This window comes from Caulobacter sp. GW821-FHT10A06, assembly GCF_059415805.1.
Genome location: NZ_JBWKNY010000001.1, coordinates 646,227 through 667,960, shown reverse-complemented (window position 1 = coordinate 667,960; position 21,734 = coordinate 646,227). Strand labels below are relative to the sequence as shown.

The 21,734-nt window shown below is 68.5% G+C and carries 20 protein-coding genes; 11 read left to right on the top strand and 9 right to left on the bottom strand.

What is annotated here, in order from left to right; genetic code table 11:
- Positions 1-7 precede the first annotated feature (7 nt).
- The 4 genes from AC07NF_RS02890 to AC07NF_RS02875 form a co-directional block, all read right to left on the bottom strand.
- On the bottom strand, positions 8-2,455 hold the full coding sequence (locus tag AC07NF_RS02890; RefSeq protein WP_494631184.1) for an MASE1 domain-containing protein: 2,448 nt from the start codon (positions 2,453-2,455) through the stop codon (positions 8-10).
- Positions 2,456-2,587: 132 nt separating this feature from the next.
- Entirely contained in the window at positions 2,588-2,932 is a 345-nt protein-coding gene (locus AC07NF_RS02885) for a peptidase inhibitor I78 (RefSeq protein ID WP_454716412.1), read from the bottom strand.
- Entirely contained in the window at positions 2,929-3,390 is a 462-nt protein-coding gene (locus AC07NF_RS02880; RefSeq protein ID WP_494631187.1) for a DNA polymerase III subunit chi, read from the bottom strand. The genes AC07NF_RS02885 and AC07NF_RS02880 overlap by 4 nt, the downstream gene beginning before the upstream one ends.
- Before the next feature lie 2 nt (positions 3,391-3,392).
- Complete coding sequence (locus AC07NF_RS02875; protein ID WP_494631189.1) at positions 3,393-4,874, bottom strand: leucyl aminopeptidase; 1,482 nt, start codon at positions 4,872-4,874, stop codon at positions 3,393-3,395.
- Positions 4,875-5,100: 226 nt separating this feature from the next.
- Here AC07NF_RS02875 and lptF point away from each other — a divergent pair, with 226 nt between their 5' ends.
- The 8 genes from lptF (at position 5,101) to AC07NF_RS02835 (ending at position 14,110) form a co-directional block, all read left to right on the top strand.
- Complete coding sequence (lptF, locus tag AC07NF_RS02870) at positions 5,101-6,240, top strand: LPS export ABC transporter permease LptF (RefSeq protein ID WP_494631190.1); 1,140 nt, start codon at positions 5,101-5,103, stop codon at positions 6,238-6,240.
- The gene (gene lptG / locus AC07NF_RS02865; protein ID WP_492811019.1) at positions 6,240-7,340 is read left to right on the top strand and encodes an LPS export ABC transporter permease LptG; all 1,101 of its coding nucleotides are present in this window, start codon (positions 6,240-6,242) and stop codon (positions 7,338-7,340) included. Before lptF ends, lptG begins: the two co-directional genes overlap by 1 nt.
- Positions 7,333-9,747: an LPS-assembly protein LptD gene (locus AC07NF_RS02860; protein WP_494631193.1), complete on the top strand. Its 2,415-nt coding sequence runs from the start codon at positions 7,333-7,335 to the stop codon at positions 9,745-9,747. The genes lptG and AC07NF_RS02860 overlap by 8 nt, the downstream gene beginning before the upstream one ends.
- A 187-nt stretch (positions 9,748-9,934) precedes the next feature.
- The gene (locus tag AC07NF_RS02855; protein ID WP_494631195.1) at positions 9,935-11,281 is read left to right on the top strand and encodes a peptidylprolyl isomerase; all 1,347 of its coding nucleotides are present in this window, start codon (positions 9,935-9,937) and stop codon (positions 11,279-11,281) included.
- 4 nt (positions 11,282-11,285) lie between these two features.
- On the top strand, positions 11,286-12,281 hold the full coding sequence (gene pdxA / locus AC07NF_RS02850; protein ID WP_494631197.1) for a 4-hydroxythreonine-4-phosphate dehydrogenase PdxA: 996 nt from the start codon (positions 11,286-11,288) through the stop codon (positions 12,279-12,281).
- Between the two features lie 11 nt (positions 12,282-12,292).
- Positions 12,293-13,114: a 16S rRNA (adenine(1518)-N(6)/adenine(1519)-N(6))-dimethyltransferase RsmA gene (rsmA, locus tag AC07NF_RS02845; RefSeq protein ID WP_494631199.1), complete on the top strand. Its 822-nt coding sequence runs from the start codon at positions 12,293-12,295 to the stop codon at positions 13,112-13,114.
- Between the two features lie 11 nt (positions 13,115-13,125).
- Positions 13,126-13,647 (top strand): SMI1/KNR4 family protein, encoded by a 522-nt coding sequence (locus AC07NF_RS02840; protein WP_494631202.1) that lies wholly within the window; start codon positions 13,126-13,128, stop codon positions 13,645-13,647.
- 4 nt (positions 13,648-13,651) lie between these two features.
- The gene (locus AC07NF_RS02835) at positions 13,652-14,110 is read left to right on the top strand and encodes a GNAT family N-acetyltransferase (protein WP_494631204.1); all 459 of its coding nucleotides are present in this window, start codon (positions 13,652-13,654) and stop codon (positions 14,108-14,110) included.
- On the opposite strand, the gene AC07NF_RS02830 is transcribed toward AC07NF_RS02835, so the two are convergent.
- Positions 14,107-14,508 (bottom strand): MerR family DNA-binding protein, encoded by a 402-nt coding sequence (locus tag AC07NF_RS02830; protein WP_494631206.1) that lies wholly within the window; start codon positions 14,506-14,508, stop codon positions 14,107-14,109. The two genes, AC07NF_RS02835 and AC07NF_RS02830, sit on opposite strands and share 4 nt — an antisense overlap.
- A gap of 70 nt (positions 14,509-14,578) precedes the next feature.
- On the opposite strand from AC07NF_RS02830, the gene AC07NF_RS02825 reads away from it, so the two are divergent.
- The 3 genes from AC07NF_RS02825 to AC07NF_RS02815 all read left to right on the top strand — a co-directional run bounded on the left by AC07NF_RS02825 (position 14,579) and on the right by AC07NF_RS02815 (position 17,588).
- Positions 14,579-15,319 carry a MauE/DoxX family redox-associated membrane protein gene (locus AC07NF_RS02825; RefSeq protein ID WP_494631208.1) on the top strand — a complete coding sequence of 247 codons (741 nt, stop codon included), beginning with the start codon at positions 14,579-14,581 and terminating at the stop codon, positions 15,317-15,319.
- A gap of 72 nt (positions 15,320-15,391) precedes the next feature.
- Entirely contained in the window at positions 15,392-17,044 is a 1,653-nt protein-coding gene (locus AC07NF_RS02820; protein WP_492811034.1) for a sensor histidine kinase, read from the top strand.
- A gap of 286 nt (positions 17,045-17,330) precedes the next feature.
- On the top strand, positions 17,331-17,588 hold the full coding sequence (locus AC07NF_RS02815; RefSeq protein ID WP_291878538.1) for a GlsB/YeaQ/YmgE family stress response membrane protein: 258 nt from the start codon (positions 17,331-17,333) through the stop codon (positions 17,586-17,588).
- 119 nt (positions 17,589-17,707) lie between these two features.
- Here the strand turns inward: AC07NF_RS02815 and gmk are convergent, their stop codons facing one another.
- From gmk to fabF, 4 genes are read right to left on the bottom strand one after another with little or no spacing between them, the layout of a single operon-like run.
- Positions 17,708-18,349, bottom strand: a complete 642-nt coding sequence (gmk, locus tag AC07NF_RS02810) for a guanylate kinase (RefSeq protein ID WP_494631215.1) — start codon at positions 18,347-18,349, stop codon at positions 17,708-17,710.
- On the bottom strand, positions 18,342-19,223 hold the full coding sequence (locus AC07NF_RS02805) for a YicC/YloC family endoribonuclease (protein WP_494631218.1): 882 nt from the start codon (positions 19,221-19,223) through the stop codon (positions 18,342-18,344). Before AC07NF_RS02805 ends, gmk begins: the two co-directional genes overlap by 8 nt.
- 4 nt (positions 19,224-19,227) lie before the next feature.
- Positions 19,228-20,325 (bottom strand): endolytic transglycosylase MltG, encoded by a 1,098-nt coding sequence (gene mltG, locus AC07NF_RS02800; RefSeq protein WP_494631221.1) that lies wholly within the window; start codon positions 20,323-20,325, stop codon positions 19,228-19,230.
- Positions 20,322-21,602, bottom strand: coding sequence for a beta-ketoacyl-ACP synthase II (gene fabF, locus AC07NF_RS02795; RefSeq protein WP_492811043.1), 1,281 nt, complete (start codon positions 21,600-21,602; stop codon positions 20,322-20,324). Before fabF ends, mltG begins: the two co-directional genes overlap by 4 nt.
- Positions 21,603-21,734: the final 132 nt, after the last annotated feature.

Here is a 21,734-nt window from a genome sequence, read left to right as displayed (position 1 = left end):
ACGTTGTCTAGACCGTCTCCCTCGGCGATCCGGTCAAGGCGTCCGACAGGGTCGACAGCAGCGAGGCCACCGTCAGCGGCTTGGGCGTCGCGCCGTCGAACACCGGATCCAGCGGCCCCAGGCGGACATCGGCCGAGAAGGCGATGATCGGCGAGCCGGCGCTGGGCCCCGCCTCGGCCCGGATCCGCTGGGCGGCCGAGACGCCGTCCAGCTTTGGCATCCGCAGGTCCATCAGGATGGCGTCGAAGGCGTCGGCGGCAGCCGCGGCGACGCCCTCCTCGCCATCGACGGCCTCGGCGACATGCACGCCGACCGCCTCCAGCACCGAGCGCACCAGCTCCCGATTGCCGGCGTTGTCGTCGACCACCAGCACCCGGACACCGGGCGGCGGCAGGGGCAGCTCGGTCTCTTCGACCTCGTCGACCGCCGCGTCGTGCGAGGGACCGGTCTGGGCGGGAATCTCGAACCAGAAGCGCGCGCCCTCCCCCAGCGTGCTCTCGACGCCGATGTCGCCGCCCATCAGCTCGACCAGGCCGCGCGAGATGGCCAGGCCCAGGCCCGTGCCGCCGTGCTCGCGGTTCAGCGCCTCGTCGATCTGCGAGAAGCGGGCGAAGATCAGGGCCTGGTCGGCCTGCGCCACACCCGGTCCGGTGTCGGTCACGCTCATGCGCAGCCGGCCGGTCTGGATGTCGTAGTCGGTCTCCAGCCGCACCTCGCCGACCTCGGTGAACTTCACGGCGTTGCCGATCAGGTTCAGCAGCACCTGACGCACGCGCTCGGGATCGATGAACAGCTCGGGCGGCGCGGCGTCGTCGCCCACCGAACGCAGCACCAGGTTCTTGGCCGCCGCGTCGGGAGCCAGCATCTCCAGCACCTCGGACACCACGCCAGTGATGGCCACGACGCGGGGGTCCAGGGTGATGCGCCCCTGCTCCAGGCGCGAGAAATCCAGGATGTCGTTGATCGTCGCCAGCAGGGTGCGGCCGCCGGTGGTGATGCGATCGACGTAGCGCTTGCCGCGCTGGCTCAGGCCCGGCTCGTCGGCCAGCAGGTTGGCGAAGCCGATCACGGCGGTCAGAGGCGTGCGCAGCTCGTGGCTCATATTGGCCAGGAACTCGCCCTTCACCGCGGCGGCGGTCTCGGCCTCGGCGCGGGCGGCGCGAAGATCCATCTCCAGCGTCTTGCGGGCGGTGATGTCGCGGATGATGTCGGTGATGCCGGTCGGCGCGCCGGTGACGGGATCGCAGGCCAGGGTCGGACGCGATTCCAGCCAGATCATCCGGCCGTCCTGGCGGAAAGCGCGATACTCGACCGTCTCGGCGGGCGGCGCGGTGACGCCCTGCGGACAGTCGCGCTGGATCTCGACCACGCGGCGGATCGCGGCGCGGTCGTCCTCGTGCAGGATCTTCAGATAGGCCGTGCCCAGCAGCTCTTCGGGCTCGTAGCCCAAGATCGTGCGGGCGGCGGGCGAGATGTAGGTCATCTGCCCGTGCAGGTCGCTGTGGGCGATGATGTCCAGGGCGCTCTCGGCCAGCAGGCGATAGCGGGCCTCGCTGCGTTCGGCCTCGGCCCGCGCCTCCTCGACCTTGGCCAGGATGGCGCGGCGCTGGCGCTGGAAGGCCGCGACCGGCAGGCTGACGAAGATCGAGACGGCCAGGAACAGCTGCAGCACGGTCGACTGCGTGCCCGTGCCGGCCAGGATCAGGTGGATCGGCCCTCGCCCGGCGATGGTAAGGACCAGGGCGATGGCCGCGACCAGCACCGCGCTCAGCGCCGCGCCCAGCACCTCCTGGCGCCAGGCGACGAACAGCATGACCGGCGGCACCAGGAACAGCAGCGGATACTTGCCCTGGGCGAAGACCACGGTGGTCATCAGGCAGCAGATCACCATCGACAGCACGCCGTCGCGGGTCAGCGGCCGTTCGCGCAGGTAAAGCCCGGCCTTGAAGAACACCAGCAGGCACGGCCCGATGGTCAGCATGCCCAGGATGTCGTTCAGCACCCAGCCGATGACGTTCGGAACCAGCGCCCCGCCACGCAGGACGGTGTGGATCGACGCAGCCGCGGTTCCGGCGACCGTCGGGGCCATGAAGCCGCCCAGCAGGACAAAGGCCAGCATATCGCGCGGCCGGCCAAGGTCGATCGACTCGCCGGTAACCCGCCGCACGGCATAGGCCGCCAGGGCGCCTTCGGTGATGTTCAGGCTGACCAGGATGACATTGACCAGCGGGCTGTCGCCAGCATGCGCTCCGGCCGTCAGCGCGCCCAGCGCGGCGCCGACGATCAGGGCCGGCCAGCGTCGCGACGGCGACGACAGCAGGCACGCGGCCAGGAAGCCGTTCGACAGCCAGATCGGCGTAACGTGGTTATAGGAGCGCGGGATCTCGACGCAGAGATAGGCGAGAAACGCAAAGCCGAACGCGACGCCCAACGCCGTCAGGAGCGTGGCCGCCAAGTCGTCTCGGGTTCTGGGTCCGATCGTCGGTTGGTCGACCATGCTCTGAACCAGCCGGGCGGGAATCTCCGGCTTTCGAGTTATTTCATCTCAATCGCACGGAAGCCAGAAGAGCTTGGGAAAGCGCGGTCCTTAGCCGCATTTGACTTCCTGGACGACACCCGTGTCGGCGTTGAACAGGATGTTCAGCCGATCAGCGCGGTAGTCCATGGTCACCGGACAGGTCGTGCAGGCCACACGCCAGCGCGAGGGGTCGACCGGAGCCGGCAGGCTGGTGCGCGGCTTGCCGACGAAGGCTTGGGCGTCCTTCAGGCCGCACTGGTCCTTGTCCGCCTCCGAGGCCGGCGGCTTGGCCGGCAGGGCGATGGCCGGCGGCGCGGTGGGCGTGCTGGGCGGCGGAGGCGGCGCCGGCTCGGGGGCGCTGGAGCACGAGGCCAGGACCAGGCCCAAGGCCAGGGCGGACAGTACGCGCTTCATGCCTGCTTCTCCCAACCGCGTTCGGCGCCTTGGCGCCAGTAGGACACCGGATGCCCGGCCTTCTTAAAGACGGACCAGCGTCCGCGCGCCTGCGACAGGGCCTGCTCGTCCCTGCCGTCGAACAGCAGGATGCAGCGCGAAACCCCTGAAAGATCTCCAGGTTCTGCCCCGTCGATCAGGAACAGCGCATCCCCGGCATTGGGGTTCCCGTCGTCGTTTGTCAGCAGCACCGGCTGCCGCTCGGCCATCGGCTCGGAGGCCAGGCCGTGCGGCAGGAAGCTGTCCTCGCGGAAGGTCCACAGGTGCTGGTCCAGCGCCTCGATGCGGCCGGGATCGCCCCCGCGGACCAGGGCTTTCCAGCCCCGGCCCAGGGTCTTCTCCAGCAGCTCAGGCAGCACCGCCTCGAGCGGCGAGCGCTCCAGGTGGTAGAACCAGACCTCGCAGGGACCCGCCGTCATGCTCAGCCTTCGTAGGCGTCGGCGACGAGGCGGTTGAGCAGACGCACGCCGTAGCCGGCCGCGCCGTCGGGCACGGTCGGATCGGCCGAGGGCTTCTTCCAGGCGACAGAAGCAATGTCGAGGTGCGCCCACGGCACGCCGTTGACGAACTTCTGCAGGAACAGGCCGGCGGTGATCGAACCGGCCGGGCGGCCGCCGATGTTCTTCATGTCGGCGATCGGGCTTTCGATCTGCTTCTCGTAGGCGGCCGGCAGCGGCAGGCGCCACAGCGGCTCGCGCTCGGCCTTGCCGGCGCTGAGAATTTTCTCCGACAAGCCGTCGTTATTGCTGAACAAGCCGGCGTAGTCATGACCCAGCGAGATAATGATCGCGCCGGTCAGGGTGGCCAGGTTGATCATGAACTGCGGCTTGAAGCGGTCCTGGCAGTACCAGAGGGCGTCGGCCAGCACGAGGCGGCCTTCGGCGTCGGTGTTGATGACCTCGATGGTCTGGCCCGACATCGAGGTGACCACGTCGCCCGGACGCTGGGCGTTGCCGTCGGGCATGTTCTCGACCAGACCCAGAATGCCGATGGCGTTGACCTTGGCCTTGCGGCCGGCCAGGGCGTGCATGACGCCGGTCACGGCGGCCGCGCCGCCCATGTCCCACTTCATGTCTTCCATGCCGTCGGCGGGCTTCAGGCTGATGCCGCCGGTGTCGAAGGTCACGCCCTTGCCGACGAAGGCGATCGGCTGAGCTGACTTATCGGCGCCGCCCAGCCACTTCATGATCACCAGCTGGCTCTCGCGGCGGCTGCCCTGCCCCACGCCCAGCAGGCTGCCCATGCCCAGCTCGGCCATCTGGGCCTCGCCCAGGATCTCGACTTCCAGGCCCAGGCTTTCCAGGCTCTTGGCGCGCGCGGCGAACTCTTCGGGGTGCAGGATGTTGGCCGGCTCGGAGACCAGGTCACGGCTGAAGAGGATCGCGTCCGCCAGGGCCGAGAGCGGTTCATAGGCCTTCTGCGCCTTGACCGGGTCGGCGGCGGCGACCTTCACCACCTGGATCGAGGGCTTCTTCTCGGCCTTCTCGGTGGTGCGGTACTTGTCGAAGCGGTAGGCGGCCAGGCGGGCGCCGAAAGCGGCGCGGGCGGCGCTCTCGGCATCGGCGCCCAGCTTCAGAACCAGCTCGGTGACGCCCGTGGTCTTCACGGCCTGATAGGCCGAGGCGGCGGCGGTCTCGACCGCTTCGGGCTCGACGGCGCCCGAGCCGTCGACGCCGACCAGCACCAGGCGGGCGGCTTCCAGGCCGTGCGGGGCGACGACGTCCAGGGTCTGGCCCTTGGCGCCGGTGAAGCGGCCGCCGGCGATGGCGCGCGCCAGGGCGCCGCCCGTGGCCTCGTTGGCCGCCTTGGCTTCCGGCGAGAGGGCCGCGCCCTCATGGGCCAGGACCGCGAGGGCGGCCGTGGCGCCAGCCTGGGTGTCGACGGGGACGAACTCGATACGCATGCCGCGCTCCTGCATCTGGGCGACTTCTGAACGGCGCGTCGCGACGGCGCAGCCGCTTGTCTGAACTAGGCGGCATAGTCCAATGCCGCGCCATAGAAAAGGCTCCGTTCGGCCCCACTGCGCACAGTCAAGTCAGCTCACCGGTTGTGCCGACGCGAAGCCCCCGTGTAGAACGACCCATCTTCGGGGTTCGTCCCACGAATCCAACCGCCCCGAACGTCTCTGCATGCGCCTCATAGAACGGTATCTTTTCCGCCAGTTGCTGGGTCCGACGCTGCTGGCGACGGCGGCCCTGGTGGCGCTTGCCCTGCTGGCGCGCAGCCTGTCGGAGTTCGACGTGCTGGTGGAGCAGCGCCAGAGCGCGCTGGTGTTCCTGAAGATCATCATGCTGGCCCTGCCGCAGCTGTTCAGCATCATGATGCCGCTGGCCCTGTTCGTGGCCGCGCTGGTAGCGCTGAATCGTCTGCATACCGAGCAGGAGATCGTCGTGTGCTTCGCCGGCGGCATGAGTCGCTGGAGCGTCATCTCGCCGGCCATGCGCCTGGCGGTGTTCGCGGCCCTGATCTCGCTGATCTCGGGCCTGTGGCTGCAGCCCTGGAGCGCCCGCCAGATCCGCGAGACGGCCTTCGAGATCAAGACCGACGTCGCCTCGACCCTGGTGCAGCCGGGCCAGTTCACCGAGCCGGGTCCGGGCCTGACGGTCTATGCCCAGTCGATCGACCGCGACAACAAGATCCAGAACCTGTTCATCCACCAGGAACTGCCCAACGGCGCGGCCTCGACCTATTCGTCGCGCGAGGCCGAGATCGCCACCCGCAAGGGCCAGCCGGTGCTGGTCATGCGCCATGGCAGCAACCAGCAGTTCTCGCGCCAGGGCGTGCTGCAGTACACCTCGTTCGACGAGTACACCTTCGACCTGTCCAGCCTGTTCAAGACCGACGAGCTGCTGCACTACAAGATCGCCGACCGCTATCCGCACGAGCTGTTCTTTCCGGACATGACCCAGGAATGGGAGCAGCGGAACAAGGGCAAGATGCTGGCCGAGGGCCACTCGCGCTTCGCGGGGCCGCTCTACAACATCGCCCTGATGACCATGGCCCTGGCGGCCGTGCTGGGCGGCTCTTTCAGCCGCATGGGCTATGGCAAGCGGATCGCCGCCGTCGGCGCCGCGGCCGGCATCGTGCGCATCGTCGGCTTCGGCGTGCAGGCCGCCTGCGAGGACAGCGCCTGGCTGAACGTCCTGCAGTACCTGGTGCCGCTCAGCGCCATGTGGTGGGGCATGGCCCAGATCTTCCGCCAGAAGGTCTCCGCCCGCCGCGCGCCAAAGTCGGTCAAGTCCGCCCCCGCCTGGACGGGAGCCGCCTGATGACCATGGGCATGCTGGAACGCTACGTCCTCAAGCGCACCATGAGCGCGCTGATCGGCGCCCTGGCGGTGCTGGGCGCGATGGTGATGCTGATCGCCTTCGTCGACATCGCCCGCAACGTGGGCACGCGGGCGGACGCGACCTTCTTCCAACTGCTGTACCTGACCGTCCTGCAGGCTCCGGCGACCATCCTGGTGCTGGCGCCGTTCGTGTTCCTGTTCGGCACCATGTGGGCCTTCGTCGAGCTGAACCGGCGCAGCGAGCTGATCGCCATGCGCGCGGCGGGCGTCTCGGCCTGGCGGTTCATCATGCCGGCGGCCCTGTCGTCGTTCGTGATCGGCCTCCTGACCATCACCCTGCTCAACCCGCTGACGACGGCCATGACGGCCAAGTTCGAGAGCGAGCGCGACGCCGTGATGAACGGCTATCTGAAGGAAGCGCCCAAGGGCACCTGGCTGCGCCAGGGCGACGACAAGACCCAGATTGTCATCCGCGCCCGGGCCCGCGAAACGGTCGACGGCTCGGTGCGCCTGAAGGGCGTGTCGCTGTTCGTCTATGCCCTGAACAGCAAGGGCGTCATGGACTTCACCCGCCGCATCGAGGCCAACGAGGCGCGGCTGGAGCCTGGCTTCTGGCGCCTGTCGGGCGTGCGCGAGGCCACGCCCGGCGCCGGGGCCATCCGCTCCGACAGCCTGTCGATCCCGTCGAACCTGGACGACCGCACGGCGTCCGAGCGTTTCAACACGCCGTCGGCCGTGGCGCTGTGGCGCCTGCCGGCCACGATCCAGCGCACCGAGGACGCCGGCTTCTCGGCCGCGCCGTTCAAGCTGCGCCTGCAGCAGGATCTGGCCACGCCGCTGCTGTTCGCCGCCATGTCGGTGCTGGCCGCGGCCTTCTCGCTGCGCCTGATGCGCCTGGGCGGCCTGGCCGCTCTGGCGGGCTCTGGCGTCGCCCTGGGTTTCGGGTTCTTTTTCTTCAACGAGCTGTGCAGCACATTGGGCAAGGCCGACGTTCTGGCCCCGTTCATCGCCGCATGGACGCCGCCGACCGTCGCGATTTTGGCGGGCTTCACTTTGCTTTGCTATACGGAAGATGGGTGAGTCATTGTTTGCAGGGATGACCATGACTGAAACGCGCGTCAGCGCCGCGTCCGTCTGCCGCAAGCTGCTCCTCAGCGGCGCGGCGTGGATGGCGTTCGCCTGCGCGGCCCAAGCCCAGCAGAGCTTCGTCAATATTCCGCCGACCCCGGTGGTCCCCGCCGCTCCGGCCGACGGCCTGGGCGACGAGGGCTATTATCTGGAGTCGGACCTGCTGATCCGGGACGACAAGAACCAGATCATGACGGCCCAGGGCTCGGTGCAGGCGCGCTACCAGGGTCGCACCCTGCGCGCCGACAAGGTTGTCTACGACGCCAAGACCGGCTCGGTGGTCGCCGACGGCCACGTGCAGATGCTCAATCCGGACGGCACGGCCGAATTCGCCGACCACATGGAAGTCGACAAGGACTTCAAGGCCGGCTTCGCCCAGAATTTCGCCGCCCGCCTGAGCCAGAACATCAAGGTGGCCTCGGTCACGGCCGTGCGCCGCAACGAGAATATCCAGGAACTGAACAAGGCGATCTACACGCCCTGCGAGGTCTGCGCCGAAAAGCCCCGCCCGACCTGGTCGGTCTCGGCCGACAAGATCGTGCAGGATAAGCAGAAGCAGCTGATCTACTACAAGAACGCCGTCATCCACCTGTGGGGCGCGCCGATCCTGTACATGCCGCTGTTCTGGCACCCCGATCCGTCGGCCAAGCGCAGCTCGGGCTTCCTGGCGCCCAAGATCGACTTCTCCAAGGGCCGGGGCATCTCGTACAACCAGCCCTACCTGTACGTGATCTCGCCCTCGTCGGACATCATCCTGTCCCCGCAGATCAACACGGACGTCAATCCGTTCCTGAACGTGAACTACCGCAAGCGCTTCTACTCGGGCGTGCTCGAGGCGCGCGGCGGCTTCACCTACGACAAGGACTTCGACATCCGGGGCGACCGCTTCGGCAAGGCGACCGCCCGCAGCTACATCCTGGCGAACGGCAAGTTCGACATCGACAACAAGTGGAAGTGGGGCTTCTCGGCCGAGCGCGTCTCGGACGCCCTGCTGTTCGACAAGTACAAGGTCAACGACGTCTACCAGCAGCGCGGCCTGTTCACGAGCGACGACCATCGCCTGGTCTCGCAGCTGTACGCCACGCGCCAGGACACTCGCTCGTGGTTCTCGGTCTCGGCCGTTTCGGTCCAAGGCCTTCGCGTCGTCGGCACCACCACGGCGGGCACGGCCAACGCCTTCGAGAACAGCGGCGCCTTCCCGCTGATCGGTCCGCTGGTCGAGGCCCGCTGGGAGCCCGACAGCCCCGTACTGGGCGGCCGCCTGCGCCTGCAGGGCACGGGCGTCATGCTGAACCGCTCTGAGTCGCCGTACGGCGAAGCCCCCTACTACCTGCCGACCTACAAGGGCCAGGACGGGGTCGATTCCAGCCGCGCCAGCTTCAAGGCCGACTGGCGCACCAGCAAGATCGTCGGCAACGGCCTGAAGATCTCGCCGTTCGCCCAGGCCCGCGGCGACGCCTATTCGATCAAGACCTACGTCTCGCCCGCCGCCGCCGCGCTGGGCGACGAGGACAAGGACACCTACACCCGCGCCTTGGGCGTGGGCGGCGTCGACTTCAGCCTGCCCTTCTTCAAGCCGCTCAAGAACGGCGGCAACATCGTGCTGGAGCCCCTGGCCCAGATCGCCGCCGGCTCGGACAGCTCGCGCGTGCCGACCGTCGTCGCCCGCAACGGGACGACGACCTACCTCTACAACGAGGACAGCGCGACGCTGGAGTTCGACGAGACCAACCTGTTCCAGGCCAACAAGTCGCCGGGCTTCGACCTCTATGAGGGCGGCCAGCGCCTGAACGTCGGCGGCCGGGCCACCTACAGCCTGCCGGGCGGCCGCAGCGGCAGCATCCTGATCGGCCGCAGCTTCCGCTCGGAGTTCGACCCGCTGCTGCCGGCCCGCACCGGCCTGCAGAGCAAGTCGTCCGACTGGATCGTGGCCGCCACGGTCACGCCGGTCCAGGGCATCAACGCCTTCGTCCGCACGCGACTCGACGCGCAGACCCAGGAGATCCACCGGATCGAAACGGGCGTCGACGCCTACACCAAGCGCGGTTGGGGCTCGATCCGCTACCTGAAGGACGAGATCGACTCGAACGGCGCGCGCCAGGAGAGCTTCGAAGCCCGCGGCGAACTGAAGCTGACCAAAAAAATCTCGCTGACCACCTTCGGCCAGCGCGACATGGTGCAGGACGTGTGGCGTCGTCGCGACGTCGGCGTGGCCTACCAGGACGACTGCATTCGCATCGATGTGATCTACCAACAGGAAGACCGTTACGCCTCGACGGCCACCGGTCTGCGGCTGCAGCCTGACCGTACGGTCGTCTTCCGCCTAACGCTCGCCACATTAGGTGATACAGGGTACTGAGTGACCGCGCCTGGGGGGCGTGCGGGGCGAACCCGCATGTCAGACAGGCGTGTCTTGGGGGCGACGGCCGAAAGGAAATCGCCGGACCGGCGACGCCGCCCCTGAAAACATGATAATCGACCGCGCTTCCGCAAGGGGGCGGACCCGGTCTAGAGGAACGACACTATCCATGCGGTCTGCGCGTAGCGTGACGACTTTCGCGGCCGGCGCCGCGTCCATTCTCGCCCTGACCGTGGCGAGCCTTGGCCTGCCCGCCTTCGCTCGAATCCAGGAGGCCGCGCCGCCTCAGGTCGACGCGCCTCCGGCCGCCGCGCCGGCGCAGCCGGCTGCGCCGCAGCCGCTGCAGGAAAGCGTCGCCGCCGTCATCAACGACGAAATCGTCTCCAGCTATGACCTGATGCAGCGCATGCGCCTGCTGATGGCCACGTCGGGCATGCAGCCGACCCAGGAGAACCTGCCGCAGATCGAGCAGGAAGCCCTGCGCTCGCTGGTCGACGAGCACCTGCAGATGCAGGAGCTGCGCCGCGTCGAGAAGCAGCAGAAGATCACGATCATCTCGACCGACAAGGAAGTCGACGAGCAGATCGCCGACATCGCCTCGTCCAACAAGATGAGCGCCGACCAGCTGAAGCAGTCGCTGGTGCAGCAGGGAATCGGCCTGGACACCTGGCGCGCCCAGCTGCGCGCCGATTCGAGCTGGCAGTCCTGGATCCAGGGCCGCTACGGCTCGCGCCTGCGCATCGGCGAAGACCAGATCAAGGCCTATCAGCGCCGCCTGGCCGAGTCGGCCGCCAAGCCGCAGTACCAGCTCAGCGAAGTCTTCCTGGACGCCGGCCGCGTGGGCGGCATGGAAGTCGCCATCAACGGCGCCGGCCAGCTGATCAACCAGATGCAGCAGGGCGCGCCGTTCGCGGCCGTGGCTCGCCAGTTCTCCGGCTCGGCCACCGCGGCCAACGGCGGCGACATCGGCTGGGTCAGCCAGGGCGAGATGCCGGCCGAGGTCGACGCCGCGCTGGAGCAGCTGCGCCCCGGCCAGCTGTCCAAGCCCATCCAGGTCAAGGACGGCGTCTACATCATCTATCTGCGCGACAAGCGCGCCGGCTCCAAGACCGCGATCGTCGACCTCAAGCAGGTCGCCGCCCCGCTGGCCGCCGACGCCAACGAGGCCCAGATCGCCGCGGCGACCAAGCTGCTGACCGACCTGAAGCCCAAGATCACCAGCTGCGAGACGCTGGAAAGCGCCGCCGGCAAGGTGGACGGCCTGGTCGCCGGCGACCTGGGCGAGGCCGAGATCACCGATCTGGCTCCCGCCTTCCAAGACGCGGCCAACAAGCTGGACGTCGGCCAGATCTCGGATCCGATCCGCACCGACGCCGGCATGCACCTGATCGCCGTCTGCGGTAAGCGCCAGGGCGGCGCCAATGCGCCCAGCCACGACCAGATCGAGAACCGCCTGCGCGGCCAGCAACTGGCGCTGATCGCCAAGCGCTACCTGCGCGACCTGCGCAACCAGGCCACCATCGAGACCCGATAGGCGTATGCGTCCCCTCGCCCTCAGCGCCGGTGATCCCGCCGGCGTCGGCGCGGAGATCATCGCCAAGGCTTGGGCCGCGCTGCGCCAGGACGGCCCGCCCTTCGTCGTGATCGGCGACGCCCAGCTGCTGGCCTCGGCCGGCGGCGGGGTGAAGGTCCGCACCGTGACCCGGCCGCAGGACGTGGCGGGCGTCTTTCCCGACGCCCTGCCCGTCATCGACATCCCCCTGCTCTCGCCCGTCGTCGCGGGCCAGCCGTCGCCGGCCTATGCGCCGCAGGTGATCCGCTGGATCGAGACCGGCGTCGGCCTGGCGCTATCGGGCGGCGTGTCGGGACTGGTCACCGCCCCGATCGCCAAGGCCCCGCTGTACGAGGCCGGCTTCAAGTTTCCCGGCCACACCGAGTTCCTGGCCGAACTGACCGCCGCCGAGCGCTTCGAAGGCGCGCGCGGGCCGGTGATGATGCTGGCCGCCGCCGACCTGCGCGCCACGCTCGTCACCATCCACACGTCCATCGCCAAGGTCCCGGGCGCCCTAGATGTCGAGAGCATCGTCAATAGCGGCCTCGTCACCGCCCAGGCCCTGCGCCGCGACTTCGGGATCGCGTCCCCGCGCCTGGCCATCGCCGCCCTGAACCCGCACGCTGGCGAAGGCGGGGCGCTGGGCCGCGAAGAGATCGAGATCATCACCCCGGCCGTCCGCGCCTTGCAGGATCTGGGCGTCGACTGCTTCGGCCCTGCTCCGGCCGACACCCTGTTCCACCCGGAAGCCCGCGTCCGTTACGACGGGGTGCTGTGCATGTATCACGACCAGGCCCTGATCCCGGTCAAGATGCTGGACTTCTGGGGCGGGGTGAACATCACCCTGGGCCTGCCGATCGTGCGCACCTCGCCCGACCACGGCACCGGCTTCGACATCGCTGGACGCGGCATTGCTCGTCCCGATAGCCTGATCGCCGCCATCAAGCTGGCGGCCGACATCGCCGCCCGTCGCGGCGCCTGAGAGAACATACGATGAGCCTGGCCGACCTGCCGCCCCTGCGCGAGGCCCTGGAGCGCCACGACCTGATGGCGCGCAAGAGCTTTGGCCAGCACTTCCTGCTGGACCTGAACATCACGCGGAAGATCGCCCGGCTGGCCGACGTCCATGAGGGTGACACCGTGGTCGAGGTCGGTCCCGGTCCCGGCGGCCTGACCCGCGCCCTGCTCGAGACCGGCGCCCGCGTCGTGGCCATCGAGAAGGACAGCCGCTTCCTGCCCCTGCTGGCCGAACTGTCCGAGGCCGCCGACGGTCGCCTGGAACTGGTCGAGGGCGACGCCCTGAAGGTCGACGGCGCCAAGGCCGCCGGTAATGTCCCGGCGCACGTGGTCTCCAACCTGCCCTACAATGTCGGCACCCAGCTGCTGATCAACTGGCTAACGGGTCCCTTCAAGCCGCTGTCGATGACCCTGATGTTCCAGAAGGAAGTCGCCGACCGCATCGTCGCCACGACCGACGACGACGCCTACGGCCGCCTGGCCGTGATCTCGCAGGTGCTGTGCGACGCCAAGACGGTCATGGACCTGCCGGCCAAGGCCTTCACGCCGCCGCCCAAGGTCGCATCGGCCGTGGTGCGCCTGGTCCCGAAGGCCGATCCGCCGCCTGTCGAAGTGATCACCGCCCTGGAACGCGTCACCGCCGCCGCCTTCGGCCAGCGCCGCAAGATGCTGCGCTCCAGCCTCAAGGCCCTGGGCGGCGGCGAGCTGTGCGAAAAGGCCGGCATCAGCCCCGACGCCCGCGCCGAGGTCATCGACCTGGCGGGGTTCCTGGCCTTGGCGCGGGCCACGCTGGACTAGGAGAGACCGCCATGTGGGCAGAGATCATCGAGCGGATCGCGGCGCGGTCACCGGACGTCTTTCCCACCCTTAATCCTGCGGCCTCGCCCGAGGAGATCGCCGTCCTCGAGCAGCGCGTCGGCGCGCCCCTGCCGGAAGCCTTCAAGCAGTACCTCGCCATCGCCAATGGCCAGAACGATCTGGGCGCCGAGCACGCGCTCTTCGAAGACAACCGCTTCCTGCCCATCGACGAGATCCTCGAGACGATGGATCTGATGGAGGACCTCTTCGGCGACGAGGAACCCGTCGCGCACATTGCCGAGAATCGGATCCAGCCGGTGCTGTGGGACAGGCTCTGGGTCCCGTTCGCGGCCTTCGACGGCAGTCCTCGGCTGATCCTGGACCTGCATCCTGGCCGCAACGGCGCCCACGGACAGATCCTGCTGCATTTTCCCGGCGTCGACCTGGAAGCCGACGACACGGTGATCGCGCCCAGCTTCGCGGAATTCTCCCTCGCGCTGTTGCGAGACCTGACGAACGCGCCCACCTCCTGAGCGCATGTCGAACCGTTACGGCCTCTCGATCAGAGCCGCCCAGATCAGTGATGCGGAGGGCCTGGCCGAACTGCTGTCCACCGCAGGCGAGATCGTCGGCAAGGATCGGCTGGCGCACCGCCTCGCCGCCCTCCTGGAGCAGCCCGGCGCCCTGCTGATCGCCGACGAATGGGGACCGCCCTCGGGCGTCATCGCCGTGCACTGGCATGCCGTGCTGACGGCCGATCTGAAGGTCGGGACGATCTCGGCCCTGCTGGTCGATCCCGAGCGACGCCGCAACGGCATTGCCCGCCTGCTGCTGAAGGCCGCCTCGCAAGCGGCGCGGTCGGCGGGATGTGGCGAACTGATCCTCGAAGCACCCGCGGAGGCCAACGATCTGCGCGCCTTCGGCCTCGCCACGGGCTTCGAGCAGACCGGCGAAACCTTTGCCCGCGCACTGCGCAAGCGGGGCGCCCAGGACTAGGCCTCGAACGCCTCGATGATCGGGCACGGGCCGTTGTCCGAGGCCGCGCACGCATGCGCCAGCTTGGCTAGCGAAGCCCGCGCCGTCTGCAGCTCGGCGATCTTCGCATCCAGCGCCGTGATGCGCTCCCGCGCCAGCGCCCTGGCCCGCGCCCGGTCCTGGCCGGCGTCGAGCTCCAGGAGCTCGCTGATCTGTTCCAGGGTGAAGCCGGCCACCTGGGCCTGGCGGATGAACTTCAGGCGGCGGACGTCCTCGGCCTCGTAGCGCCGCACCCCGCCCGAGATCGCCGAACCACCGGACTTGTCGGGCGTTCGAAGCAGTCCGCGACGCTGGTAGTAACGCACCGTCTCGACGCCGACGCCGCCCTCGCGGGCCAAGTTCGCGATCGTATTGGCCATGCCTTGACTCCGTACCATGGTACGGAACCTACATGGGGAGGGTCCGATCGCGAGCCAAGGAGTTCAAGCGATGCGTCCCAACAAGACCGCCGTGCTGTACCGCATGGTCATGCCCGAGCACCTGTGCCCGTCCGGCCTGAAGGCGCTGCACCTGCTGAAGGCCAAGGGCTATGCGGTCGAGGACCATTGGCTGAAGACCCGCGCCGAGACCGACGCCTTCAAGGCAGAGCACGACGTCAAGACCACGCCCCAGGTCTTCATCAATGGCCAGCGGATCGGCGGCTACAGCGACCTGCGCCTCCACTTCGGCGCGCGCGATCCCAAGGCCCGGACCTACACGCCGGTGATCGCCGTCTTCGCCGTGGCCGCCCTGATGGCCCTGGCGGCCTCTCAGGCGGCCTTCCACACGCCCCTGACGGTCCAGGCGGCCGAATGGTTCGTGGCCTTTTCCATGAGCCTGCTGGCCATGCTGAAGCTGCGCGACGTCGAGACCTTCTCGACCATGTTCCTGAACTACGACCTCCTGGCCCGCCGCTGGGTCCCGTACGGCTACATCTATCCGTTCGCCGAGCTGGCGGCCGGGGTGCTGATGGCGGCGGGCGTCCTGACCTGGTTCGCCGCGCCCTTGGGCCTCGTCATCGGCGGCATCGGGGCGGTGTCGGTGTTCAAGGCGGTCTATGTCGACAAGCGTGACCTCAAGTGCGCCTGCGTCGGCGGCGACAGCAATGTGCCGCTGGGTTTCGTGTCCCTGACCGAGAACCTTTTCATGGTCGCCATGGGCCTGTGGATGTTGGCGAGCCCACACGCGTAACCCCTTGCGTGAAAGGCTATTGACGCTAAGCCTGCCCCCCTCCAGCCTAACCAAGGGCTGAGCGGGGCGAATGTGACCACCACTAGTGCGGCGAAGGCGCCCTCGACGGTCGCCCGACGCCTTCTTTTCATGGCCTTGACCCTGGCGGCGCCGGCGATCCTGCTGATGGGCGCGCTGGTGGCCATGCAGTATGGCGAGGGCCAGCGGCGGTTCTCGACCCAGCTGGTCGCCATGACCCGCGCCCTGTCCCTGGCGACCGACCGCCAGATCGGCCAGGGCCAGAGCGTGCTGCAGGGCCTGGCCGTGTCCCCCGCCCTGGCCGAGGGCGACCTGGCGACCTTCGAGACGCAGGCCCGCCAGGCCGTGAAGGGCCGCGAAGGCTGGATCGTGCTGATGACCATGGATCGTCAGCTGATCAACACCCGCATCCCGCCGGGTGTCCCGACGCCGTACGCGCCGGTCACGCCTCAGTCCTGGGCCGAGATGACCACGGGCAAGTCAAACGTCAGCAACCTGATTCCGCGCCACGGGCTCAGCCCGCTGATTGGCACCAACGTGCCGGTGCTGGTCAAAGGCAAGCTGCTGGTGCTGGCCTACATGCAGCATCCGGCCGCCTTCCACGCCCTGATGACCGGCCAGGCCTTCCCCGACAGCTGGACCGCCAGCATCGTCGACCGCAACGCCGCCCTGGTGGCCCGCTCGCGCGACCAGGACAAGATGCTGGGCAAGCACGCCAGCAAGGACATGCAGAAGGCCATGGCCCGCGCCAATGACGGCGTCGTGCGCACCCACACCCTGGACGGCGTCCAGACCCTGTCGGCCTTCAGCCGCTCGCCGACCTATGGCTGGACCTTCATCGTCGGCGTGCCGCGCGAGGAGCTGAACCGCGCCGTCATGACCTCGCTGGGTCCGGCGGTCGCTGGGGCCGCCCTGCTGATCGCCCTGGGCGTCACAGCCGCCCTGGCCTTCGCCCGCCCCATCTCGCGCGACGTGCGCGGCCTGGTCGCCGAGGCCGAGGCCCTGGCCGCCGGCGCGCCGCTGGACCCCGCCCCCTCGCACCTGCAGGAGATCGCCGAGGTGCGCGGCTCGCTGCAGGCCGCCGCCGACATCCTGCGCGCTCGCGAGGAAGAGGCCCAGGCAGCGGCCGAGCGGCAGCAGCTGATGATCAACGAGCTGAACCATCGGGTGAAGAACACCCTGGTGGTCGTCCAGTCCCTGGCCCGCCACAGCCTGCGCGAAGGCGGCCCGCAGGGCCTGGCCCAGTTCAACGACCGCATCTACGCCCTGGCCCAAGCCCACGACCTCCTCACCCGCCGCAGCTGGGAGGGCGCCGATCTGGGCGAACTGCTGGCCGAGGCGCTGCAGCCCTACTCCACCCAGGTCCGCCTGGACGGCCCGCCCGTACCCCTGGCGCCCAATGTCGCTGTGGCCCTGGCGATGATCTTCCACGAACTGGCGACCAACGCCTCGAAGTACGGCGCCCTGGCCCAGGACACCGGCCGCGTCACGGTGGACTGGCGCCTGGACGGCCGCACCAAGCTGGTGGTCGAGTGGAAGGAGCGCGGCGGCCCGCTCGTGAAGCCGCCTACTCGCACAGGCTTCGGCTCGCGCCTAATCGCCTCCAGCTTGAAGGGCGACCTGGCCGGCGCGGCCGACTTCGACTACGCGCCCGAGGGCCTGACCTGCACCCTGGCGCTACTGGCACCGTCGCGCGGCGCCGCCTAAGCAGGCGAGGCCAAGACCGATCGTCGCAGCGCCCCCGTGTCGCCTTGGCTCGGCCACGAAGCATCTGCAATAGCTCCATCAGCGTCTTAGGGGATTTGCGTGATGGATTTGACCTTCCTGATCGGAGCCGTTCTGGGCTCGGGCCTGTTCATCGCGTTCGGCCGTCCGCCGGCCGAGAAGCTGATCGCCTACGTCCAGGAACGTATGCGCGGGAACTAACTGGACTATTTGGGACTTGATTGGGCAAGGCCGCGCAGGGCGGCCCATCGCTCATGGAGTCCCTACGATGTCCATTCTCGCCTGGCTTCTTCTGGGCCTGATCGCCGGCTTCATCGCCAGCAAGCTCGTCAACCGCTCTGGCAGCGGCGTGCTGCTGGATATCGTGCTCGGCATCGTCGGCGCGTTCGTCGGCGGCTGGCTGTTCAACCAGTTCGGTAACAGCGGCGTGTCCGGCTTCAATCTCTACAGCCTGCTGGTGGCCACCATCGGCGCCGTCGTCATCCTGGCGCTGTACCACCTGATCTTCGGCCGTCGCGCGCTTTAAGGCGCTGAGGGCCCGTCCTCGTCCTTCGACAAGCTCAGGATGAGGACTTACTGGAGCGCGGCACTAGAAAACCTCATCCTGAGCTTGTCGAAGGACGAGGTTTTCGGTCCCGCTGCTCTTCAGGTCTCTTCTTTCAAGAGATCGCCCACCAGGTTGCCGATCCACGGGTTACGCGCCCGCTTCAGACGTTCGGCATGATAGATGTGGGCCAGGTCCGCGTAGGCGCGGTCGAAATCATCATTCAGAATGACGTAGTCGAACTGCTCCCAGGCAGCGACCTCGTCCTTGGCGCGCGACAGGCGGCGGTGAATCACCTCTTCGCTGTCCTGGCTGCGCGCGTGCAGGCGGCGACTCATCTCGGCCAGCGACGGCGGCAGGATGTAGACCAGCACGCTGTCCTGCTGAGCCTGGGCGTGCACCTTCATGGCGCCCTGGAAGTCGATGTCGAACAGCGCGCTCTCGCCGCGCTCCAGCGCGGCCATGATCGGCGGCTTGGGGCTGCCGTAGAAGTTCCCGTAGACCTCGGCCCACTCCAGGAAGGCGTCCTGGTCGATCAGCGCCTGGAATTCCTCACGCGTCGTGAAGTGATAGTCGCGGCCGTGATGCTCGCCCGGACGCGGCTCACGCGTCGTGTAGCTGATCGACAGGTGCAGGTCGTTGTGGTCGGCCACCAGGCGGCGGGTCAGCGAGGTCTTGCCGACGCCCGAGGGGGCGACGACCATCAAGAGCAGGCCGCGGGTGTTATGGTGGGGCTTATTCAACGTTCTGGACCTGCTCGCGGAACTGCTCGATCACGGCCTTCAGCTCCAGACCGATCGCGGTCAGGGCGGTCAGGGCCGATTTCGAGCAGAGGGTATTGGATTCTCGCATGAATTCCTGGGAGAGGAAGTCGAGCCGGCGGCCCGACGCGCCCTCGCCCGACAGCAGACCGCGCGCGGCCACGACGTGGCTGGCCAGGCGGTCCAGCTCCTCGCGCACGTCGGCCTTCACGGCCTGGGCGGCGGCTTCCTGGACGATGCGTTCTTCGCTGGCGGCCTCGCCGACCAGCTCGGCCATGCGACGGGAAAAGCGCTCCTTCAGCACAGCCGGTTGGCCAGCGGCCTCACGCTCGGCGTCGGCGGTCAGGCCTTCGATGCGGTCGACCAGGCCGTTCAGGACGGGGTCGAGGGCCGCGCCCTCCTCCTGCCTGGCGGTCTTCAGGCCGTCCAGCGCCTGGGCGATTGAGGCAGCCATGGCCGTTTCGACGGCGGCGCGGGTCTCGGCGTCGTCCTCGTCCTCGCGGGCCTCGATGACGCCCTTCAGGGCCAGCAGGCCGTCCAGGGTGGGCTTGGCGACCATGCCGGTGGCCACATAGGGGTCGCCGGCCTTCAGGTAGCGCTCCAAGGCCTGGACATTGACCTGGGTCTCGCCCGAGGTCTCGGCGCGCTTGGCCTGGACGTTGACGGTCAACTGGCCACGCTGGAAGCGGCCTTGCGAACCTTCGCGGGCGGCGCGTTCCAGGCTCTCGAAGCCGGGCGGGCCCCGGAAGCGGGTCTCGAGGTTGCGGCCGTTGACGCTGCGCGCCTCGACCGCCCAGGTCCAGGCCCCGTGAGCGCCTTCGACCCGGGCGAAGCCCGTCATCCCCGAGATCGGCATGGCCCTAGTTCCCCGCCGGCTTGGCCGGCACGACCGGAACGCTGTCGTCACCCGCGCGGTCACGCTCGATCTGGCGCCACTTGGCGACGTTGGCGTTGTGCTGCTCCAGGGTGGAGGCGAACACGTGGCCGCCCGTGCCGTCGGCGACGAAATAGAGGTCGTTGGTCTTGGCCGGGTTCAGCGCCGCCGACAGGGCTGCGCGGCCCGGATTGGCGATCGGCGTCGGCGGCAGGCCGGTGATCTTGTAGGTGTTGTAGGGCGTGAACGCGTCCAGTTCCGACCGGCGCAGGCCGCGGCCCAGCGGACGACCACGGGTGATGCCGTAGATCACGGTCGGGTCGGTATCCAGGCGCATGCCGGTGCGCAGGCGGTTGACGAACACGGCCGCCACCTGCGGACGCTCGCCCTTCACGCCCGTCTCCTTCTCGACGATCGAGGCCATGATCGCGGCCTCTTCCTTCGACTGGTACGGCAGGCCCGACTGGCGCGTGGCCCACAGCTTGTTCAGCAGCTGGTCGCGGTCGTCCATCATGTGCTTGAGCACCACGGCGCGGTCTTCGCCGCGCTGGACCTCATAGGTCTCGGGCAGGATCGCGCCTTCGGGCGGGGTCGCGGCGTCGCCGACCAGCAGGTCGGACTTGTTGAGAATGTCCATGACCATGTCCGAGGTCAGGCCCTCGGGGATGGTGATCCAGTGGCGCACAATGCGGCCGTGGCGGATGGCGTCCAGCACCTGGGCCATCGAGGCGCGGTCGGCGAATTCGTACTCGCCGGCTTTCAGGCTGCGGGCCGCGCCCGTGAGCTTGGCGGCGGTCATGAAGATCGAGTTGGAGCGGATCACGCCGCCCTGCTCCAGCGCCGAGGCGATCTCGGGCAGGCTGGCGCCCTTGCGCAGGATGACGGTCGTCTTGTCGCCGATCTTCGCGGCCGGGCCGGGACCGTTATAGACGAAGGCGACACCCAGGATGGCGACCATCCCGATCACGACCAGGGTCGTGAACGCGCCGAACAGGGCGCGGATCAGCCGTCGCCCCACCGAGGCGGTTTCCCGGCGGCCGGAGCGCGCGGGGGCTTTGCGGGGGGGCGACGGCTTTTTGCTCACGAGACCTTCTTGAACACGACGGTGGCGTTGGTGCCGCCGAAGCCAAAGCTGTTGGACACGGCCACGTCGATCTTCATCGGCACGGCCTTGTTCGGCGCCAGGTTCATGGCGACGTTCACGTCCGGATTGTCGAGGTTGATCGTCGGCGGGGCGATCTGGTCGCGGATCGCCAGGATCGAGAAGATCCCTTCGATCGCGCCGGCCGCGCCCAGCAGGTGGCCGGTCATCGACTTGGTCGACGACATGACGACGTTCTTGGCGTGGTCGCCCAGGAAGCGTTCGACGGCGCCGGCTTCCAGGCCGTCGGCCATGGTCGAGGTGCCGTGGGCGTTGACGTAGTCGATGTCCGAGGGCTGGAGGCCCGCGTCCTTCATCGCCGCCGCCAGGGCGCGGCCACCGCCTTCGCCGTCTTCCGACGGGGCGGTGATGTGGTGCGCGTCGCCCGACAGGCCGTAACCGACCACTTCGGCGTAGATCTTGGCCCCGCGCGCCTTGGCGTGCTCGTACTCTTCCAGGACCAGGGCGCCGGCGCCCTCGCCCATGACGAAGCCGTCGCGGTCCTTGTCATACGGACGCGAGGCCTTTTCCGGGGTGTCGTTCCACTCGGTGGACATGGCGCGGCAGGCGATGAAGCCGGCCACGCCGACCTTGCAGACGGCCGCTTCGGCGCCGCCGGCGATCATCACGTCGGCGTCGCCGTACTTGATCAGGCGCATGGCGTCGCCGATGGCGTGGGCGCCGGTGGCGCAGGCCGTCACGACCGCGTGGTTGGGGCCCTTGAAGCCGTACTTGATCGAGACCTGACCCGAGATCAGGTTGATCAGGGCCGAGGAGATGAAGAACGGGCTGACGCGGCGGGGGCCCTTGGCCTCCAGCTCAAGCGCGGTGTCGGCGATCGTCGACAGGCCGCCGATGCCCGAGCCCAGGATGACGCCGGTGCGCCACTTGTCCTCGTCGGTCTCCGGGACCCAGCCCGAATCCTTGATGGCTTCGTCCGCGGCGGCGATGCCGTAGAGAATGAAGTCGTCCACGCGCTTCTGGTCGCGCGGGCTCATGGTCTGGTCGGGGTCGAAGCTACCTTCGACGTCCGGGCCGCCGCCGCCGCGTCCATCGACGCGCGGAACCTCGCAAGCGACCTTGCAGGCATAGTCGGTCGGATCGAAGGCCGTGATGCGGTTGGCGCCGGACTTGCCGGCGAGGATGTTCTTCCAGGTCACGTCAACACCGTGGCCCAGAGGGGTCAGCAGGCCGATACCCGTGACGACAACTCTACGCATGGATCACTCCCAAACCTTCGATGCGGGACGCAGCATTTGGGGAGTTATCCCCACGCGCGCCAGCCGCGAATCTTGGCCTCAAACGAAAACCGCCGCGCGCACGATGGCAAGAGCCCGTGCGACGCGGCGGAA